This window comes from Pseudomonas oryzihabitans (genome assembly GCF_006384975.1).
Classification (GTDB): Bacteria; Pseudomonadota; Gammaproteobacteria; order Pseudomonadales; family Pseudomonadaceae; genus Chryseomonas; species Chryseomonas psychrotolerans_B.
This window is the reverse complement of record NZ_CP021645.1, coordinates 5,073,238-5,089,500: the sequence shown is the minus strand read 5'-3', so window position 1 is coordinate 5,089,500 and position 16,263 is coordinate 5,073,238. Positions and strand designations below refer to the sequence as shown.

Annotated in this window: 16 protein-coding genes; 10 read left to right on the top strand and 6 right to left on the bottom strand. The window is 66.4% G+C overall.

Annotated elements, in window-relative coordinates:
• Positions 1-2 precede the first annotated feature (2 nt).
• The gene (ypfJ, locus tag CCZ28_RS22960) at positions 3-863 is read left to right on the top strand and encodes a KPN_02809 family neutral zinc metallopeptidase (protein ID WP_140221037.1); all 861 of its coding nucleotides are present in this window, start codon (positions 3-5) and stop codon (positions 861-863) included.
• 18 nt (positions 864-881) lie between these two features.
• On the top strand, positions 882-1,883 hold the full coding sequence (locus CCZ28_RS22955) for an alpha/beta hydrolase (RefSeq protein WP_140221036.1): 1,002 nt from the start codon (positions 882-884) through the stop codon (positions 1,881-1,883).
• Here CCZ28_RS22955 and CCZ28_RS22950 read toward each other — a convergent pair.
• Both CCZ28_RS22950 and CCZ28_RS22945 read right to left on the bottom strand, forming a co-directional pair.
• Complete coding sequence (locus CCZ28_RS22950) at positions 1,880-4,066, bottom strand: GAF domain-containing protein (protein WP_140221035.1); 2,187 nt, start codon at positions 4,064-4,066, stop codon at positions 1,880-1,882. The genes CCZ28_RS22955 and CCZ28_RS22950 overlap by 4 nt on opposite strands.
• A gap of 94 nt (positions 4,067-4,160) precedes the next feature.
• Positions 4,161-4,748 carry an HAD family hydrolase gene (locus CCZ28_RS22945; protein WP_140221034.1) on the bottom strand — a complete coding sequence of 196 codons (588 nt, stop codon included), beginning with the start codon at positions 4,746-4,748 and terminating at the stop codon, positions 4,161-4,163.
• A 103-nt stretch (positions 4,749-4,851) separates the two neighbouring features.
• Between CCZ28_RS22945 and CCZ28_RS22940 the strand changes: the two genes are divergently transcribed.
• From CCZ28_RS22940 to CCZ28_RS22915, 6 genes are all read left to right on the top strand, one after another.
• Positions 4,852-5,601, top strand: coding sequence for a haloacid dehalogenase type II (locus tag CCZ28_RS22940; RefSeq protein ID WP_140221033.1), 750 nt, complete (start codon positions 4,852-4,854; stop codon positions 5,599-5,601).
• 67 nt (positions 5,602-5,668) lie between these two features.
• Entirely contained in the window at positions 5,669-6,295 is a 627-nt protein-coding gene (locus CCZ28_RS22935; protein ID WP_140221032.1) for a CatB-related O-acetyltransferase, read from the top strand.
• A 69-nt stretch (positions 6,296-6,364) separates the two neighbouring features.
• Positions 6,365-6,631 (top strand): hypothetical protein, encoded by a 267-nt coding sequence (locus tag CCZ28_RS22930; protein WP_140221031.1) that lies wholly within the window; start codon positions 6,365-6,367, stop codon positions 6,629-6,631.
• A gap of 31 nt (positions 6,632-6,662) precedes the next feature.
• A complete protein-coding gene (gene tsaA, locus CCZ28_RS22925; protein WP_140221030.1) occupies positions 6,663-7,358 on the top strand; it encodes a tRNA (N6-threonylcarbamoyladenosine(37)-N6)-methyltransferase TrmO in 696 nt (231 codons plus the stop codon).
• Positions 7,359-7,479: 121 nt separating this feature from the next.
• Positions 7,480-8,856: a nucleotide 5'-monophosphate nucleosidase PpnN gene (ppnN, locus tag CCZ28_RS22920; RefSeq protein ID WP_140221029.1), complete on the top strand. Its 1,377-nt coding sequence runs from the start codon at positions 7,480-7,482 to the stop codon at positions 8,854-8,856.
• Between the two features lie 350 nt (positions 8,857-9,206).
• On the top strand, positions 9,207-11,420 hold the full coding sequence (locus CCZ28_RS22915) for a putative bifunctional diguanylate cyclase/phosphodiesterase (protein ID WP_140221028.1): 2,214 nt from the start codon (positions 9,207-9,209) through the stop codon (positions 11,418-11,420).
• Here the strand turns inward: CCZ28_RS22915 and CCZ28_RS22910 are convergent.
• Positions 11,417-12,103, bottom strand: coding sequence for a dihydrofolate reductase family protein (locus tag CCZ28_RS22910; protein ID WP_140221027.1), 687 nt, complete (start codon positions 12,101-12,103; stop codon positions 11,417-11,419). The two genes, CCZ28_RS22915 and CCZ28_RS22910, sit on opposite strands and share 4 nt — an antisense overlap.
• 138 nt (positions 12,104-12,241) lie before the next feature.
• The gene (gene fpr / locus CCZ28_RS22905; RefSeq protein WP_059229966.1) at positions 12,242-13,021 is read right to left on the bottom strand and encodes a ferredoxin-NADP reductase; all 780 of its coding nucleotides are present in this window, start codon (positions 13,019-13,021) and stop codon (positions 12,242-12,244) included.
• 120 nt (positions 13,022-13,141) lie between these two features.
• Here fpr and CCZ28_RS22900 point away from each other — a divergent pair, with 120 nt between their 5' ends.
• Complete coding sequence (locus CCZ28_RS22900) at positions 13,142-14,074, top strand: LysR family transcriptional regulator (RefSeq protein ID WP_140221026.1); 933 nt, start codon at positions 13,142-13,144, stop codon at positions 14,072-14,074.
• Here CCZ28_RS22900 and CCZ28_RS22895 read toward each other — a convergent pair whose 3' ends face one another.
• Complete coding sequence (locus CCZ28_RS22895; protein WP_140221025.1) at positions 14,075-14,512, bottom strand: DUF4345 family protein; 438 nt, start codon at positions 14,510-14,512, stop codon at positions 14,075-14,077.
• 198 nt (positions 14,513-14,710) lie between these two features.
• Between CCZ28_RS22895 and pdxY the strand changes: the two genes are divergently transcribed.
• Positions 14,711-15,604: a pyridoxal kinase PdxY gene (gene pdxY, locus CCZ28_RS22890; protein ID WP_140221024.1), complete on the top strand. Its 894-nt coding sequence runs from the start codon at positions 14,711-14,713 to the stop codon at positions 15,602-15,604.
• A gap of 216 nt (positions 15,605-15,820) precedes the next feature.
• Here the strand turns inward: pdxY and dksA are convergent, their stop codons facing one another.
• Positions 15,821-16,225, bottom strand: coding sequence for an RNA polymerase-binding protein DksA (gene dksA, locus CCZ28_RS22885; RefSeq protein WP_140221023.1), 405 nt, complete (start codon positions 16,223-16,225; stop codon positions 15,821-15,823).
• Positions 16,226-16,263: the final 38 nt, after the last annotated feature.

Genomic DNA, 16,263 nt, shown 5'->3' with positions numbered 1-16,263 from the left:
CCATGCAATGGGACAAGGGACAACGTAGCGACAACGTGGAACAGGCCAGCGGCGGACGCGGCCTGAAGATCGGCGGTGGCCTGGGCCTAGGCGGCGTGGCCATCGTGGTGGTGTTCGGCCTGCTCAGCGGCCAGAGCCCGACGCAGATCCTCGGCACTCTGATCAGCCTCAGCGACCAGGGCGCGCCTACCCAGCAGCAGAACACCACCCCGGCCAATACCCAGCAGGTGGATTTCGTGCGCACGGTACTGGGTGAAACCGAGAATACCTGGACGCGCATCTTCCAGGCCCATGGCGAGCAGTACCAGCCGCCCAAGCTGGTGCTGTTCAACGGCCAGGTGCAATCCGGTTGCGGCGGCGCCACCGCGGCCAGCGGCCCCTTCTATTGCCCGGTGGATGGCAAGGTCTATCTGGATCTGTCTTTCTTCCAGGAATTGCAGCAGCGCTTCGGCGCCGACGGCGACTTCGCCCGCGCCTACGTCATCGCCCATGAGGTTGGGCACCACGTGCAGAACCTCACCGGTACCACGGGCAAGATGGAAGCGGCGCGCCGCCGGGGCATCCCTACCGAGGGTGCCACCGGCCTGTCGGTCCGCCTGGAGCTGCAGGCCGACTGCTACGCCGGCGTCTGGGCCCACGACTCCCAGCAGCGGCTGAACTGGCTGGAACCGGGCGACCTCGAAAAGGCCTTGAACGCGGCCAATGCCATCGGTGACGATCGCCTGCAACGCCAGGCCCAGGGGCGCGTGGTGCCGGATTCCTTCACCCATGGCAGCTCGGCGCAGCGGGTGAAGTGGTTCCGCACCGGCTTCGACAGTGGCAAGGTGGAAAGCTGCAACACCTTCGCTACGCAGGCGCTCTGACCTGCTGGGAGTTCGTCGATGCGTCCTTTGCTCGCGCTGTGCCTGTCCCTGGTCTTCGGCTCAGCGCTGGCGGCGCCACACGAGGGCGTCGCCCGCATCGTCGACGACCGCTTGCCGCTCGGGGCGGCCCAGGCCGCGCTGCAGCTCTCCACCGACTGGAATCAGCCACATCCGGAAATCCGCCGCGCCCTGGTGATCGTCCATGGCCGCCTGCGCAACGCCGCCACCTATTTTCGCTCCGGCGAGACCGCCACCCAGGCGGCGGGCGCCAGCGCCGATACCCTGGTCATCGCGCCGCAGTTCTTGAACGAACAGGACGTCAAACGCCATCACCTGCCGGACGATCTGCTGCGCTGGCAGGGCAATGCCTGGATGGGTGGTGAGCCGGCTATCGGGCCAAGGCCGCTGAGCAGTTTCGCGGTGTTCGACGCCCTGCTCGCGCACCTGGCGGATCGCAAGCTGTTGCCCAATCTGCAAGAGGTGGTGATCGCCGGCCATTCCGGCGGCGGCCAAGTGGTGCAGCGCTACGCCGTGCTCGGCCAGGGCGAACGCGCCTTGGCCAGCAGCGGCATCCGCTTGAGGTTCGTGGTGGCCAATCCGTCGTCCTATGCCTATTTCGACGCCGAGCGGCCTGATGCCCAGGGCCATGTTGGGCCCTTCGCTGGCGCGGCGACCTGCCCGGACTTCAATACCTGGAAATACGGCATGCAAGGCCTGCCGGCCTACGCCGAGGGCCGCGACGCAGCCACGCTGGAGCGGCACTACGCGGGTCTCGCCATCACCTATCTGCTGGGCGCGGAAGACACCGACCCCAAGCATCCGGCGCTGGACAAGAGCTGCGCCGCCGAGGCCCAGGGCCCCTATCGCCTGGCACGCGGCTTGAACTACTACCACTATCTGCAAGCACGCCATGCCGGCTTGCCCCAGCAACTGGTCGAGGTGCCCGGCGTGGGGCACAACGGCGATGCCATGTTCACCTCACCCCAAGGCCGGCAGGCACTGTTCAGCGCCGTGAATTAGAGGCTCAGCGCCGGATGCGTCCCCAGCAGCCCCTGGACCTTGGCGACGAAGGTATCCAGGGTGAAGGGTTTGGCCAGTACCTGCATCCCCTCGGCAACCAGGCAGGATTGCGGCTCGGCATCGTTCACGTAGCCGGTAATGAACAGCACCGGCAGACTCGGCCGCAGGGTACGGGCGGCATTGGCTAGCAGGCGACCATTCAGGCCGGGCAGGCCGACATCGGTGATCAGCAGGTCGAAGCCCTCACCCTCGCGCAGGGCCGCCAGCGCCGACTCGGCGTCGCTGGCATCGCGATAGCGCCAGCCCAGTTCGTCGAACAGTTGCACCAGCAGGCCGCGAATGACCGCATCGTCTTCCACCAGCAGCACCCGGGCACTGGGTAGCTCGCGCGCCACCTTGGCCGCAACGACGCTCACCGGCGCCAGGGCCGGCGTACCGGGATGGCGTGGCAGGTGCAGGCTGACGCGGCAGCCCTGGCCAGGTGCGCTGGTCACCATCACCTGGCCACGGGACTGCTGGACGAAGCCATAGATCATCGACAGGCCCAGGCCCGATCCCTGGCCCACCGGCTTGGTGGTGAAGAAGGGTTCGAAGACGCGCTCCAGGACCTCCGGCGCCATGCCGACGCCATCGTCGCCCACCTCGATCAACAGATAGTCGCCCACCGGCAGCGCCGCCCCAGCGCTGTGCTGCCCCCAGTTACGGGCGCTGATGGTGAGGGTGCCGCCCGCGGGCATGGCATCCCGACTGTTGATGGCCAGGTTCAGCAGCGCGTTCTCCAACTGGTGGGGATCGGCGTCCACCTGCCAGAGTCCCTCCTCCAGCTCCAGCCGGCAATGAATCTGCGGCCCCAGGCTGTGCAGGAGGATTTCCTGGAAATCGCCGATCAGGTTGGCCACGTCGACGGCCTGGGGCAGCAGCGTCTGCCGACGGGAAAAGGCCAGCAGGCGATGGGTGAGACTGGCGCCGCGGCCCACCGACTGGGTCGCGGTGTCCAGCAGGCCGGCGACCGCCGCGAGACCGTCCGGGTCCAATCGACGGCGCAGCAGGTCCAGGCTGGCCTGGATACCGGCCAGCAGGTTGTTGAAATCGTGGGCGATGCCACCGGTGAGCTGACCGACCGCTTCCATCTTCTGCGCCTGGCGCAGCAGGTCCTCGGCCTGCGCCCGATTCTGCATCTCTTCGCGCAGTTGCCGATTGGTCGCCTCCAGCTCGGCGGTACGCGCCTGCACCTGGACTTCCAGGGTGGCGCGCTCGCGGCGCAGGGCTTCCTCGGCTTCGCGGCGGTCGTCGATGTCTTCGGTGGTGCCATACCAGCGGATCACTGCGCCGTGCTCGTCGCGGCGGGGATAGGCGCGGGTGCGCATCCAGCAGTGGCTACCGTCCGCCACCCGCACGCGATGTTCCTGGTCATAGGCCTGGCCGGCGCCAAGAGCCGCCTCCCAGGCCTGCCGGGCCAGCGCGCGATCGTCCGCATGCAGGAGCGACCAGAAGGTCCCGCTATCCAGCGCGGCCTGGCCGGTCAGCTGCTGCCAGCGCGGCGAGAAGACCACCTCGCGTCCCGTGGGATCGCAGGTCCAGGTGTATTGCGGATTGAGCTCCACCAGGTGCCGATAGTGGTCCTCGCTCTCGCGCAGCTGGCGATCCGCCTGATGGCGCTCGATGGCCAGGGCGGCGGTCTCGGTAACCAGGCGGAAGGCATCACGCTCGGCGGCCGAGGGGCGCCGTGGTTCCAGGTAGTAGTTGGCGAAGGTGCCCAGCAGCCGGCCATCGAGGGCCAAGATCGGCATCGACCAGCAGGCGCGCAGACCATGCTTCAACGCCAGCTCGCGGGCGTTATCCCACAGCGGATCGGTCGCGATGTCCTCGACGTAGACCGGCTCGCGCCGATAGGCGGCGGTGCCGCAGGAACCGGCCTGGGGACCGATCTCCAGCCGCCCGAGATCCTGGCTGTAGGCGGCCGGCAGACTCGGCGCGATGCCATCCTCCAGGAAGCGGCCATCGTCGCTGAGCAACAGGATGCAGGCATGCAACCGCACCTGCGCCAGGCGCTCCACCCGCTGCATCAGGGAGTGCAGGACCCTGGCCAGCGGCAGCCCGGTAGCGAGACTTTCCAACGCCTGGCGCTCGTACTGGCGCAGGTCACCGGAGGGCAGTCGATCACTGGCGGAAGGAAGGCTCATGCGACTGGCCCCAGGGCTGATCCAAAGACCGCATCTTATCCATCCGACCAGCGAAGGACATATCCCTCGGCGCCTAAAGGACGTTTTTCGAGCGTCAAAGAGCCGACAAGAGCTCCTGGCAGTCCTCGAAGCGCTGGTCACGGGCCGCCGGCCAGGGATCGCCGGGCTGGTTGACCTGCAAGGTGCGGCACCCCGCCGCCCGGCCACACTCCAGGTCATAGCGGTGATCGCCGACCATCACCAGGCTGCCGGGCGCCACCTGCCAGAGGTCGGCAAGATGCAGCAGACCACCCGGATCAGGCTTGGGCGCCGCTTCGTCACGCCCGAGTACGGCGGCCGGCTCGAAGCAGTCTTCCAGCCCGATGGCCGCCAGGGTCAACAACGCCAGGTCGCGGGCATTGCGGGTCAGGATACCCAGGCGGCGGCCCTGCTCGTGCAGGGTGCGCACCAGGGCCACCGCCCCCGGCGCCGGGCGGGCCGCCACGGCCAGTTCGCGTTCGTGTTCGAACAGCCAGGCATGCTTGGCCTCGCGTTCGGTGAGGGGCAGCTCGGCCAGGTGATGCAGGATGTCCGCCTGCTCGGGAATGTCCAGGTGCCGGCGAATGGCGGCGAAGTCGTGGACGGCCAGGGTCAGGGTGCCGTCCAGGTCGAACACCCAATGGCTGAGGTGGCGCAACGTCATGGCAAGATCCTGTCGGGATGAAGGACGACCTCCGGACGCGCGGGGGGAACCCTGGTCCCGCGCGCTCCGTCTGGTGGAAATACCTATCTTGTGGAGTCTACCCATGACGACGACCGTGCGGGCGCTGCTTTTCGATGTCTTCGGCACCGTGGTGGACTGGCGCGGCAGCCTGGTCGACCAGTTGCAGGGGCTGGCCGCCAAGCAGGGCGTGCAAAGCGACTGGGGCGCTCTGGCGGACGCCTGGCGGGCCGAGGCCTACGAGGCCATCCTGCCGCAGATCGAGGCCCGTACCCTGCCCTGGCTGCCCCTGGACGACGTCCATCGCCTGGCGCTGGACGAATTGCTGCCCCGCCACGGCCTGGTCGGGCTGACCGATGCCGAGGTGGCCTGGATCAATCGTCGTTGGCACCAGTTGGAGCCCTGGCCCGATGCCGTGCCCGGCCTGCAACGCCTGCGTCAGGGTTACCCGGTGTGCGCCCTGTCCAATGGCAATGTCAGCCTGCTGCTGGCGATGGCGCGCCACGCCGGGCTGCCCTGGGACATGCTGTTCGGCGCCGATCTCTTCCAGCGCTACAAGCCGGCCGCCGAGGTCTACCTGGGCGCCTGCACCCTGCTCGACCTGCAACCCGAACAGGTGATGCTCTGCGCCGCCCACAACGGTGACCTGCAGGCCGCTCAGGAATTGGGGCTGGCCACCGCCTTCATCCAGCGCCCGCGGGAAAAGGGTCCGGCGGGTGGCGAGGTATCGCGCGGTGGCTGGGATCTGGAGGTCAGCGACCTGCAGGATCTGGCCGATCAATTGGGCCTGCCGCCGACCCCGCGTCAGGCCGGCGATGACCGGGAAAAGGCCTGAGTGCGGTGATTGAGCGCGGCCCTGGCGCTTCTGTATCCTGCTGGATACTTTTCACCTGGGCACCTCCATGGGTTTTCTCGACAAGCTGCGCAAGAAACGTGAACGCCAGGCGCTGGCCGCCCTGCCGCGCCTGCATCAACGTACCGCCCGCCTACGGCGCGAGCTGCCCGACTACGAGGTCGGTGCCGGTACCTATGGCACGCCGCAGGTGTTCGATCTCAAGGAAGGCGCCACCTTGCGCCTGGGGTGCTACACCTCCATCGCCGAAGGGGTACGCATCCTGCTCGGCGGCCTGCATCGCCTGGATTGGGTGACCACCTATCCCTTTCCCGCCTTCGTCGACGACCTGGCCCATATCACCGACTACGGCGGTACCCGTGGCGACGTGGTGATCGGTAGCGATTGCTGGATCTGCACCGATGCGCTGATTCTGTCCGGGATCACCGTCGGCCATGGCGCCGTGGTGGCCGCCGGTGCCGTGGTCACCCGCGATGTGCCGCCCTATGCGGTGGTCGGTGGCAACCCGGCGCGTTTCATCAAATGGCGTTTTCCCGAAGCCACCTGCCAGGCGCTGCTCGACATCGCCTGGTGGGACTGGCCCGAAGCGGACATCCTCGCCGCCGGCGAACGCCTGTGCAGTGCCGATATCGACGGCTTCATCGCCTACGCCCGGGCCCGCCATCCGGCACCCTGAATCCCGCGTTCGGAACTCCTGCCCCTCCCCTAGGCTCACCTTCATTAGTCATTTTGTTGAAGGTTGTTCATGGAAGTCCTCGATCTGCTGCAATGGCCGGCCATGGCCATCACCCTGCTCGCCGCCTGGCTGGTGGCCTCCCAGCGCCAAGGCCGGCGCAACCTGGGCTTCTGGGTGTTTCTCCTCAGCAACGCCCTGTGGATTACCTGGGGCCTGCAGGCCGAGGCCTATGCGCTGATCGTGCTGCAACTGGGCCTGGCGGCGATGAATCTGCGCGGCGTCCGGCGTAACGCGAACGACGCGGCGGCGCTACCCGAGGGCTCCGGCCAGGCATAATGGCCGACCCCAGGTCCGACAGCCCAGCGCCATGCAGCACAGCGTCACCCCCATCGGCCATGTCCGCTCCTGCTTCAAGGAGAAATTCGCCATCCCCCGGCAGCCCGCCCTTGCGCCGGCCGCCCGGGGCGTGCTGGAACTCTTGCCGCCCTTCGATCGCCCCGAAGCAGTCGAAGGGCTGGAGGGCGTCAGCCATATCTGGCTGCTGTTCCTCTTCCACCAGGCGCTGGAAAGCGAACCACGTCTGCGGGTGCGGCCACCACGACTGGGCGGCAATCGCTACCTGGGCGTGTTCGCCACCCGCGCGACCCACAGACCCAACGGCATCGGCCAGTCGGTGGTACGGCTCGACGGCATCGAACCGGGGCGCCTGCTGCTCTCGGGCCTCGACCTGCTGGACGGCACCCCGGTGCTGGACATCAAACCCTATGTGCCCTATGCCGACAGCCCCCTGGGCGCCCACAACGCCATCGCCGAGGCACCGCCGCCAGCCTTGCCGGTGAGCTGGGAGGCCGCCGCCCGGCTGCAGGCCGCCGCCCATGGCCAGCGCCTGGGCGAGCCGCTGGTCGAGCTGATCGAGCAATGCCTGGCCCAGGACCCGCGCCCGGCCTACCAGCACCCTACCCCCGAGCGTCGCTATGGCGTACGCCTCTGGGACGTGGAGGTGCACTGGCATTATCCGACGGCGACCCAGATCCACGTTCTGGATGTGACCGCCGCGTCCTGAAGCCGGCCGGTTTGCATTCCACCACGCGAGGCCCCAACAATGGGGCTGCCGGAGCGCATGAGGCGTTCCGGCCACCGGCTACGGTCGCCGTACGGCCGTATCACCGATTAGGGAAACATCTATGGCTCCAAGCAGACAGGTCATCAACGCTCAGGTCAGCCCCAAGGGCAGCCTGGAGACCCTTTCCCAGCGCGAGGTCCAGCAGCTCAGCGCCGCCGGCTCGGGCAACCTCTACCAACTCTTTCGCCAGTGCGCCCTGGCCATCCTCAACACCGGCGCCCACAGCGACAACGCCAAGACCATCCTCGAGGCCTATCAGGACTTCGAGATCCTTATCCACCAACAGGACCGCGGTGTCCGCCTGGAACTGATCAATGCCCCGGCCGATGCCTTCGTCGACGGCGAGATGATCGCCAGCACCCGCGAGATGCTGTTCAGTGCCCTGAGGGACATCGTCTACACCGAGAGCGAGCAGAGCAGCCTGCGCATCGATCTGGACAGCTCCGAGGGCATCACCGACTACGTATTCCACCTCCTGCGTAACGCCCGCACCCTGCGCGCCGGCATGGAGCCCAAGATGGTGGTCTGCTGGGGCGGCCACTCCATCAGCACCGAGGAATACAAGTACACCAAGAAGGTCGGCCACGAACTCGGCCTGCGCAGCCTGGATATCTGCACCGGTTGCGGTCCGGGCGTGATGAAGGGGCCGATGAAGGGCGCCACCATCGCCCACGCCAAGCAACGTATCCAGCACGGTCGCTACCTGGGCCTCACCGAGCCGGGCATCATCGCCGCCGAGGCGCCCAACCCCATCGTCAACGAACTGGTGATCCTGCCGGACATCGAGAAGCGCCTGGAGGCCTTCGTCCGCGTTGGCCACGGCATCATCATCTTCCCGGGCGGTGCCGGCACGGCGGAGGAATTCCTCTATTTGCTGGGCATCCTCATGCACCCGGACAACCGGGACATCCCCTTCCCGGTGATCCTCACCGGTCCGCAAAGCGCCGCGCCCTACCTCGAGCAGTTGCACGCCTTCATCGGCGCCACCCTGGGCGAAGCCGCCCAGCGTCACTACCAGATCGTGGTCAACGATCCGGTCGAGGTGGCGCGGCAGATGGCCCAGGGCCTCAAGGCGGTCAAGCAATTCCGCCGCGAGCGTCACGACGCCTTCCACTTCAACTGGCTGCTGCGCATCGAGGAAGGCTTCCAACGCCCCTTCGATCCCACCCACGCGAACATGGCGGCCTTGCAACTGACCCATGAGCTGCCGCCCCACGAACTGGCCGCGAACCTGCGGCGGGCCTTCTCCGGCATCGTCGCCGGTAACGTCAAGGCCAAGGGCATCCAGTTGATCGAGGAGCATGGTCCCTACGAGATCCATGGCGATCCCGACATCATGCGTCCGCTGGATCGACTGCTGCAGGCCTTCGTCGAACAGCACCGCATGAAGCTGCCCGGTGGCGCGGCCTATGAGCCTTGCTATCGCGTAGTGAGCTGAGCCCACACCAACCGGTCGTCCCGGCCGGTTTCTCCCGCTGCCGACCGTTCGTCCAGAGCCCTGCTCGACGAACGGTCGTACTGACAGCAAGATACCATCATAAAGTCGCTAGCTAGCTATCTAGAGCGTTGCGCTTTCTCCTTGTTTTACGAATTTTCAGCCTCTAAAGTGTCTTTCAAAAGCCTCGCGCGCTAACTGCTGAGGTCCGTGCTAAAGCCCCTCTTCACGTCGCCGATAGGGCAAGGCAAGCTAAACTTAGAGCGCAGGCTGCAGTCGTGTAAGTCGCCCGGGCAGGAGCCCCACTGGGCCGTCTGCACCAGCCGCGCCGGACTTCCTGCCGAGGCCACGGAATGAACAACTGGCTGGGACTCGACTTTCTGATCGACTCCGCTTCCCACGACCAAGTACACCTGCATGGCCAGCACGACGCCTGGCTGGTGGCGCTCGCTTACCTCGTCGCGGTCAGTGCCTGCTACGTCACCCTGGTCTTCGCCGAGCGCATCGGCCAGACCCGTACCCTGGCGCGGCGGCGGGCCTGGAGTCTGATGGGTGCCCTGAGCTTCGGCTTCGGCGTCTGGGGCATGCATTTCATCGCCATGCTGGCCTTCAGCGTGCCCACGCGAGTGCATTACGATCTCTTCATCACCTTGGCCTCACTGCTGATCGTGGTGCTGGCCGGCCTCATGGCCATGCCCGCCCTGAGCCAGCCCGACCTCACCCTGGGGCAACGCCTCAAGGCTGGCCTGGTGCTCAGTGCAGGCATAGTGCTCATGCACTACACCGGCATGGCCGCCGTGCACACCGACGCCGTGGTGCTCTATCGCCCGGCCCCCTTCCTGCTGTCCATCGCCATCGCGGTAGTGGCCAGCTTCGCCGCCCTGCAACTGATCCAGATCTTCCGCCGTCATTACACCGGCGTCTTTCGTTGGCTACGCATGGTCACCGCCCTGATGATGGGGCTGGCCATCGCCGCCATGCACTTCACCGGCATGTGGTCCATGGTGCTGATCGCGCCGGCACAATCCACCCCGACACTGCAGGGCGACAGCAACGCCTGGCAACTCGGCGTAGGCATCGCCATCATTGCCCTGCTGATGGTGGTGGGCGGCCTGGGCGCGGCCTGGGCGGATCGCCAGTTACAGCGCAAGGAGAACGATCTGGAGCGGGTCAACTCCCTGGTCGGCCAGCTCGACGAGGCGCGAGCCTCCCTGCAGCAGGCGGCGCATTACGATCCCCTCACCAATCTGCACAACCGCCGCGCCTTCAACCAGGCCTTCGCCGATATCCTGGCCCGGCATGCTCGCCAGGGACTCAACCTGGCGGTGATGTTCCTCGACATCGATCACTTCAAGCGCATCAACGACAGCCTTGGCCACGATGCCGGCGACCAGTTGCTGGTGGCCATGGCCAAGACCATTCGCGAGGCGGTACGCGAAGGCGATCTGGTGGCGCGCTTCGGCGGTGACGAATTCTGCATCCTGGCCAGTCTGGCCGGGCCGGACGAGGCACGCCTTCTCGCCCAGCGCATCATGGAACGGCTGCGCAACCCGATCGCCGTCGGCAACCGCACCCTGGTGATGACCACCAGCATCGGCATCAGCCTCTATCCCCGCGATGGCGGCTGTTGCGAGGAACTGCTCAAGAGCGCCGACCTGGCGCTCTATCTGTCGAAGGGCAACGGCCGCAACACCTTCAGTTTCTTCGACGAGACCCTGCGCGAGAAGATTTCGCTCCAGCTGGAGCTGGAGGCCGAACTGCGCGAGGCGCTGGCCGAGGGATGTGGCCTGCAACTCTACTACCAGCCGATCCTGGACGTGGCCAGCGGCCAGTTGGACAAGGCCGAAGCACTGATCCGCTGGGACCATCCGCGGCTGGGGCTGCTCGCACCCAACTTCTTCATCGGCGTCGCCGAGGCGAATGGTTTCATCGAAGAGCTGGATGCCTGGGTCCTCAAGCGCGCCTGCCGCGACCTCGCCGAAATGACTGCCGCAGGCCTCACGGACCTGCGCTTAGCCATCAACTGCTCGGCGCTGAGCCTGAGCAACGAGGCCTTGCCGGCACAGATCGCCTGGTGCCTGGACGACCATCGCCTGTCACCCCGGCGGCTGGAACTGGAGGTGACCGAGAACGCCCTGGTCAAGAACGTGCAGCCCACCGTCGAGGTGCTGCAGCGCATTCGCGACCTGGGCGTGACGGTGTCCATCGATGACTTCGGTACCGGCTATTCATCGCTGGCCTATCTCAAGCGCCTGCCCATCGACACCCTGAAGATCGACCGCTCCTTCGTCACCGGGCTGGCCGAGGGCAATGCCGATCACCAGATCGTCCAGGCCATCGTCGGCATGGCCCGGCCGCTCAAGCTCAGGGTCACCGCCGAGGGGGTCGAGCAATTGGAACAGCTGCGGTTGCTGTGCGCCCTGGGTTGCGATTTCATCCAGGGCTATCACATCAGCCGGCCGGTACCCTTGGCGCAGGTCGCCGAGGTCGTCAGACGCTACGCCAGTGGCATCTGTCCGCTACAGGCCGAGGCCAACGCCCTGGCCCTGGCGAAGGCGCTCGGCTAGCGCTGGCGATAGCGCAGCCAGACACTGCCATCGTCCTGGGCTTCAGCCGAATCCAGCTTGAGATAGAGCGGCTGCTGCCAGGCCTCTTCGGCGATCTCGAAGGACGCCGGGTGGGCGCCGCGACCGTCCACCAGCGGGATGAGCAACACACTGACCTCATCCACCAGCCCGGCGGCCACGAAGGAGCCGCTGACGTGAGGGCCGCCCTCCACCACCAATCGCTCGATGCCCAGCTCGGTATTCAGCAGCTCCAGCACCGCGGCCAGATCCAGCTCCTGTTGGCCACCGAAGACGTAGGACGCGCCGATGTTCTGCAGGTGGGCCAGGTAGTCGTCGCTCACCCCTTCGGTGAGCACCGCCACCACATGGGAATCCAGCGCCTCGTTCTTCTTCCAGGCCACCTTGCCCTGGGGATCGATGGCGATGGCGTACTTGGCGGCGTCGCGCTGGGCGAAGTGATGAGCACGAGGGATGGGCGCCTGGGCCACGCCCGTGGGATAGCCCTCGCCATGGGCGATTTCTTCCATGGTCACCCGGCCGCAGGCCCAGGCATCGAACTCGAAGCGCTCGGCCAGGCGCTCGTAGGTGGCATCGGCCTGCTTCTTGACGGCACGATCCCAGCCATCGGTGAGGGCATGGCCGTCGACCGACGACATCATATGGCAGATCACATAGGGCTTCATGGGGGCTCCCGGCAGTGGCGTGTCGCCATGACACGTCTTGCAGGAACCGACCGGTCCGGCGCCGATGGAGTTCAGCGGAAGCGGCCTGCGGAAACGAAAAACCCGCCGGAGGGCGGGTTTTCGCAGAGCCTGGCGGCATCACTTCTCGACGAAGGCGCGCTCGATCAGGTAGTCACCCGGGTCGCCCATGCGCGGCGAGATGGTCAGGCCGAATTCGTTCAGCACGGCGCTGGTCTCGTCCAGCATGCTCGGGCTGCCGCAGATCATGGCGCGGTCGTCCTGCGGGTTGATCGGCGGCAGGCCGATGTCCGCGAACAGCTTGCCGCTGCGCATCAGGTCGGTCTGGCGGCCCTGGTTGCGGAATTCCTCGCGGGTGACCAGGGGGTAGTAGATCAGCTTCTCGCGCACCAGATCGCCGATGAATTCGTGCTCCGGCAGGGTCTTGGTGATGAAGTCGGCATAGGCCAGCTCGTTCACGTAGCGCACGCCGTGGACCAGGATCACCTTCTCGAAGCGCTCGTAGGTCTCCGGGTCCTGGATGGTGCTCAGGAAGGGCGCCATGCCGGTGCCGGTGCTAAGCAGATAGAGGTGCTTGGCGGGCTTCAGGTCGCTGAGGATCAGGGTGCCGGTGGGCTTGCGGCTGACCATCAGGTTGTCGCCTTCCTTGAGGTGCTGCAGGCGCGAGGTCAGGGGGCCGTCCGGCACCTTGATGCTGAAGAACTCCAGGTGCTCTTCGTAGTTCGGGCTGGCGATGCTGTAGGCACGCATCAGCGGGCGACCGCCTTCGGTCTCCAGGCCGATCATCACGAACTGACCGTTTTCGAAACGCAGGCCCGGATTACGGGTGGTCTTGAAGCTGAACAGGGTGTCGTTCCAGTGATGAACGCTCAGGACGCGCTCGGTGTACAGGTTGCTCATCGATGACTCCAGGAAAAATCGGTACAGCCCGGGGCTGGATAGAAATTGCGCGACAGTTTATAGAGGGGGAAAATATCCGTGAAATGAATAATTCGAATATCGATTATCCAAAAGGCAGATATGAGATTCACGTTACGTCAACTCGAGGTGTTCGTCGCCGTGGCCCGCCAGGAAAGCGTTTCCCGGGCGGCCGAGGCGCTCAATCTGTCGCAGTCGGCCACCAGTACCGCCCTGGGCGAACTGGAGCGGCAATTCGACTGCCGGGTATTCGACCGCGCGGGGAAGCGTTTGACGCTCAATGCCCTGGGACGTCAACTGCTGCCCAAGGCGGTGGCCCTGCTCGACCGCAGTGCCGAGGTGGAAAACCTGCTGCGCGGCAAGACCGGCTTCGGCTCCCTGGAGCTCGGCGCCACCCTCACCATCGGCAACTACCTGGCCACCCTGCTGCTGGGTGACTTCATGCAGCGCCATCCCGACTGCCGGGTACGGCTGCACGTGCACAACACCGCCAGCGTGGTGCAGCGGGTCGCCAACCATGACATCGATCTCGGCCTGATCGAAGGCGACTGCCAGAATCCGGATCTGGAGGTGCAGCCCTGGATCGAGGACGAACTGGTGGTGTTCTGCGCTCCCGCGCATCCCCTGGCCAATGGCACGGCAGATCAGGCCGAGCTGGAAGCCCAGGCCTGGATCCTGCGCGAACAGGGCTCGGGCACCCGCCTGACCTTCGACCAGGCCATGCGCCACCACGCCGCGCCGCTGGACGTGCGCCTGGAGCTGGAACACACCGAGGCCATCCTGCGGGCGGTGGAATCGGGGCTGGGCATCGGCTGCCTGTCACGCCTGGCGCTGAGAGACGCCTTCGCCCGCGGCACCCTGGTGCCCATCGCGACCCCGACCCTGGATCTGCGCCGGCAATTCTGCTTCATCTGGCACAAGCAAAAATACCAGACCGGGGCCATGGTGGAATTCCTCGACCTCTGCCGGCAGTTGACCCTGGGCCTCGCCCGCAGCGATCAGATCGACACCGCACGGCCCGGTCCTTCGCGTTGATCACTGGCCTTCGTAGAGCCGCCGATTCTCCAGTTCCCGCTGCTCATGGCGGCGATGGGCACGCAGGGCCAGCAGCGCCAGGACGCCGATGAGCAGGCGATAGCCCTGGGAGTAGAGATCCAGCTCGGCGGTGGCCGACTCACCCAGCATGCCGCTGATCAGCCGCACCACGAACAGCGTCAGTTGCACGAAGGCCACCAGCAGCAGCCCGGCCGACAGCCATTCCGCGCGGCGGAAGGCCAGTACGGCGAACAGTGCCAGGGCGAATTGCATGCCGCCGTACCAGACCCGCGCCTCGGCGACCGACGCCGAATCCATCAGCACCATGCCGCGGGCGTTGGCCATCTCGTAGGGATAGAACCAGTGCGCCAGGGCGAGTCCAAACCAGACCAGGGCCTGCAGACCCAACACCAGACGTGCGAAGCGAAGCTCGGACATTCCCCGTTTCTCCTTGGGGTCGTGGGTGGATGACAGCCGCTCCAGTGTAGCCAGCCCGAGGGTCGGGCGCAGGTAGCGATCCGCACTGCCGATGCAGACCGCCACAGCCGGGGTAGGGTTCGCCCGGAGGCCTGGGTTAAGCTGCAGGCATCCGCCCTTCCGGCTCCGCACCGCGAGCCCGCTGCCCAGGTGACCGCCATGCCCGCCATCCCACCCGCCCAGCCGCCACTGGTGCTGTCCATCCAGTCCCATGTCGCCTATGGCCATGTCGGCAACGCCGCCGCCACCCTGCCGCTGCAACTGCTCGGCCTGCAGCCGGTGGTGGTCAACACGGTGCAGTTCTCCAACCACACCGGTTACGGCGAATTCAAGGGCCAGGTCTTTCCGCCCGAACACATCCACGACGTGCTCGACGGCCTGCGCGCCCGTGGCGTGCTGGAACGCTGCGTGGCGGTACTTTCCGGCTACCTGGGTGATGCCGCCATCGGCGAGGTGATCCTCGGCGTGGTGCAGGAGATCCGCCGCCAACGCAGCGACCTGCATTATCTCTGCGACCCGGTGATGGGCGACGTCGGCCGCGGCATCTTCGTCCGTCCCGGCATCCCCGACTTCCTGCGCCGCCGCGCCATCGAGCAGGCCAGCCTGATCACCCCCAACCAGTACGAATTCGAGCTGCTGCACGGCCAGCCGCTGACCGACACCGCCGACGCCGTGGCCGCCGCCCGCCTGTTGCTCGGTCGCCCCGGCCAGCCGGGTCCGGCAACCATCGTCATCACCAGCCTGCGCACCCCGGACCTGCCCGCCGACGTCCTCAGCACCCTGGTGGTGGAGGCGAACGACGCCTGGCTGGTGCAGACGCCCTACTTGGACCTGCAGCCGCTACCCAACGGCATGGGCGACGTCTTCTCCGCCGTGCTGCTCGGCCAGTTGCTCAATGGCCAGTCCACCCCTGCGGCGGCTTCCCATGCGGTCAGCGCCCTCTACGCCTTGGTCGCCCGCACGGGACCCGGCAGCCGCGACCTACCGCTGATCGCCGCGCGCGAGCAGATCGTGCGGCCGGGTGAGCTGTTCGAGGCCCAGCGGCTTGCGTAGGTTGGGTTGAGCGTTAGCGAAGCCCAACGGTGCCCCGCCCTGTTGGGCTTCGACGATGGAGCCGTCTCAACCCAACCTACGAATCAGCATCTTTCAGGTGGAAAACGCTACGCGGTTTTCCACCCTACGCCTGCTTCAGAGCCACCTGTCGCACCGTACCGCCCCCTCTCCCTCAGGGAGAGGGCTGGGGTGAGGGAAAGCCCAGCCGCCGACGCCTCACGACGACTGCATATGCCGCTCGCGCTGCTCCTGGCGCTCCTTGGCCTCCACGCTCAGGGTCGCGGTAGGCCGCAACAGCAGGCGCGCCAGGCCTATGGGTTCGCCGGTCTCCGCGCACCAGCCGTATTCATCGCGAGCCAGGCGCTCCAAAGCTTCATCGATCTTGTCCAGCAGCTTCTTCTCCCGCTCCAGCTGGCGCAATTGCCATTGACGCTGCTGCTCGGCATTGCCGACGTCGGCCGGATCGCCGTGGGCATCCATGCCGCGCAGGTCTTCCACCTGCTCATCGATCAGCCTCTGCAGATCACCGCGCTGGGCCAGCAGCAATTCGCGGAAGAAACCGCGCTGGGCCTCGTTCATGTAGTCCGCAGCGGGTTGGGCCAGGAGTTCTTCAGGGGTCATGAGAGGGCTCTCCATCAGTAAATGTTACATTATAACAC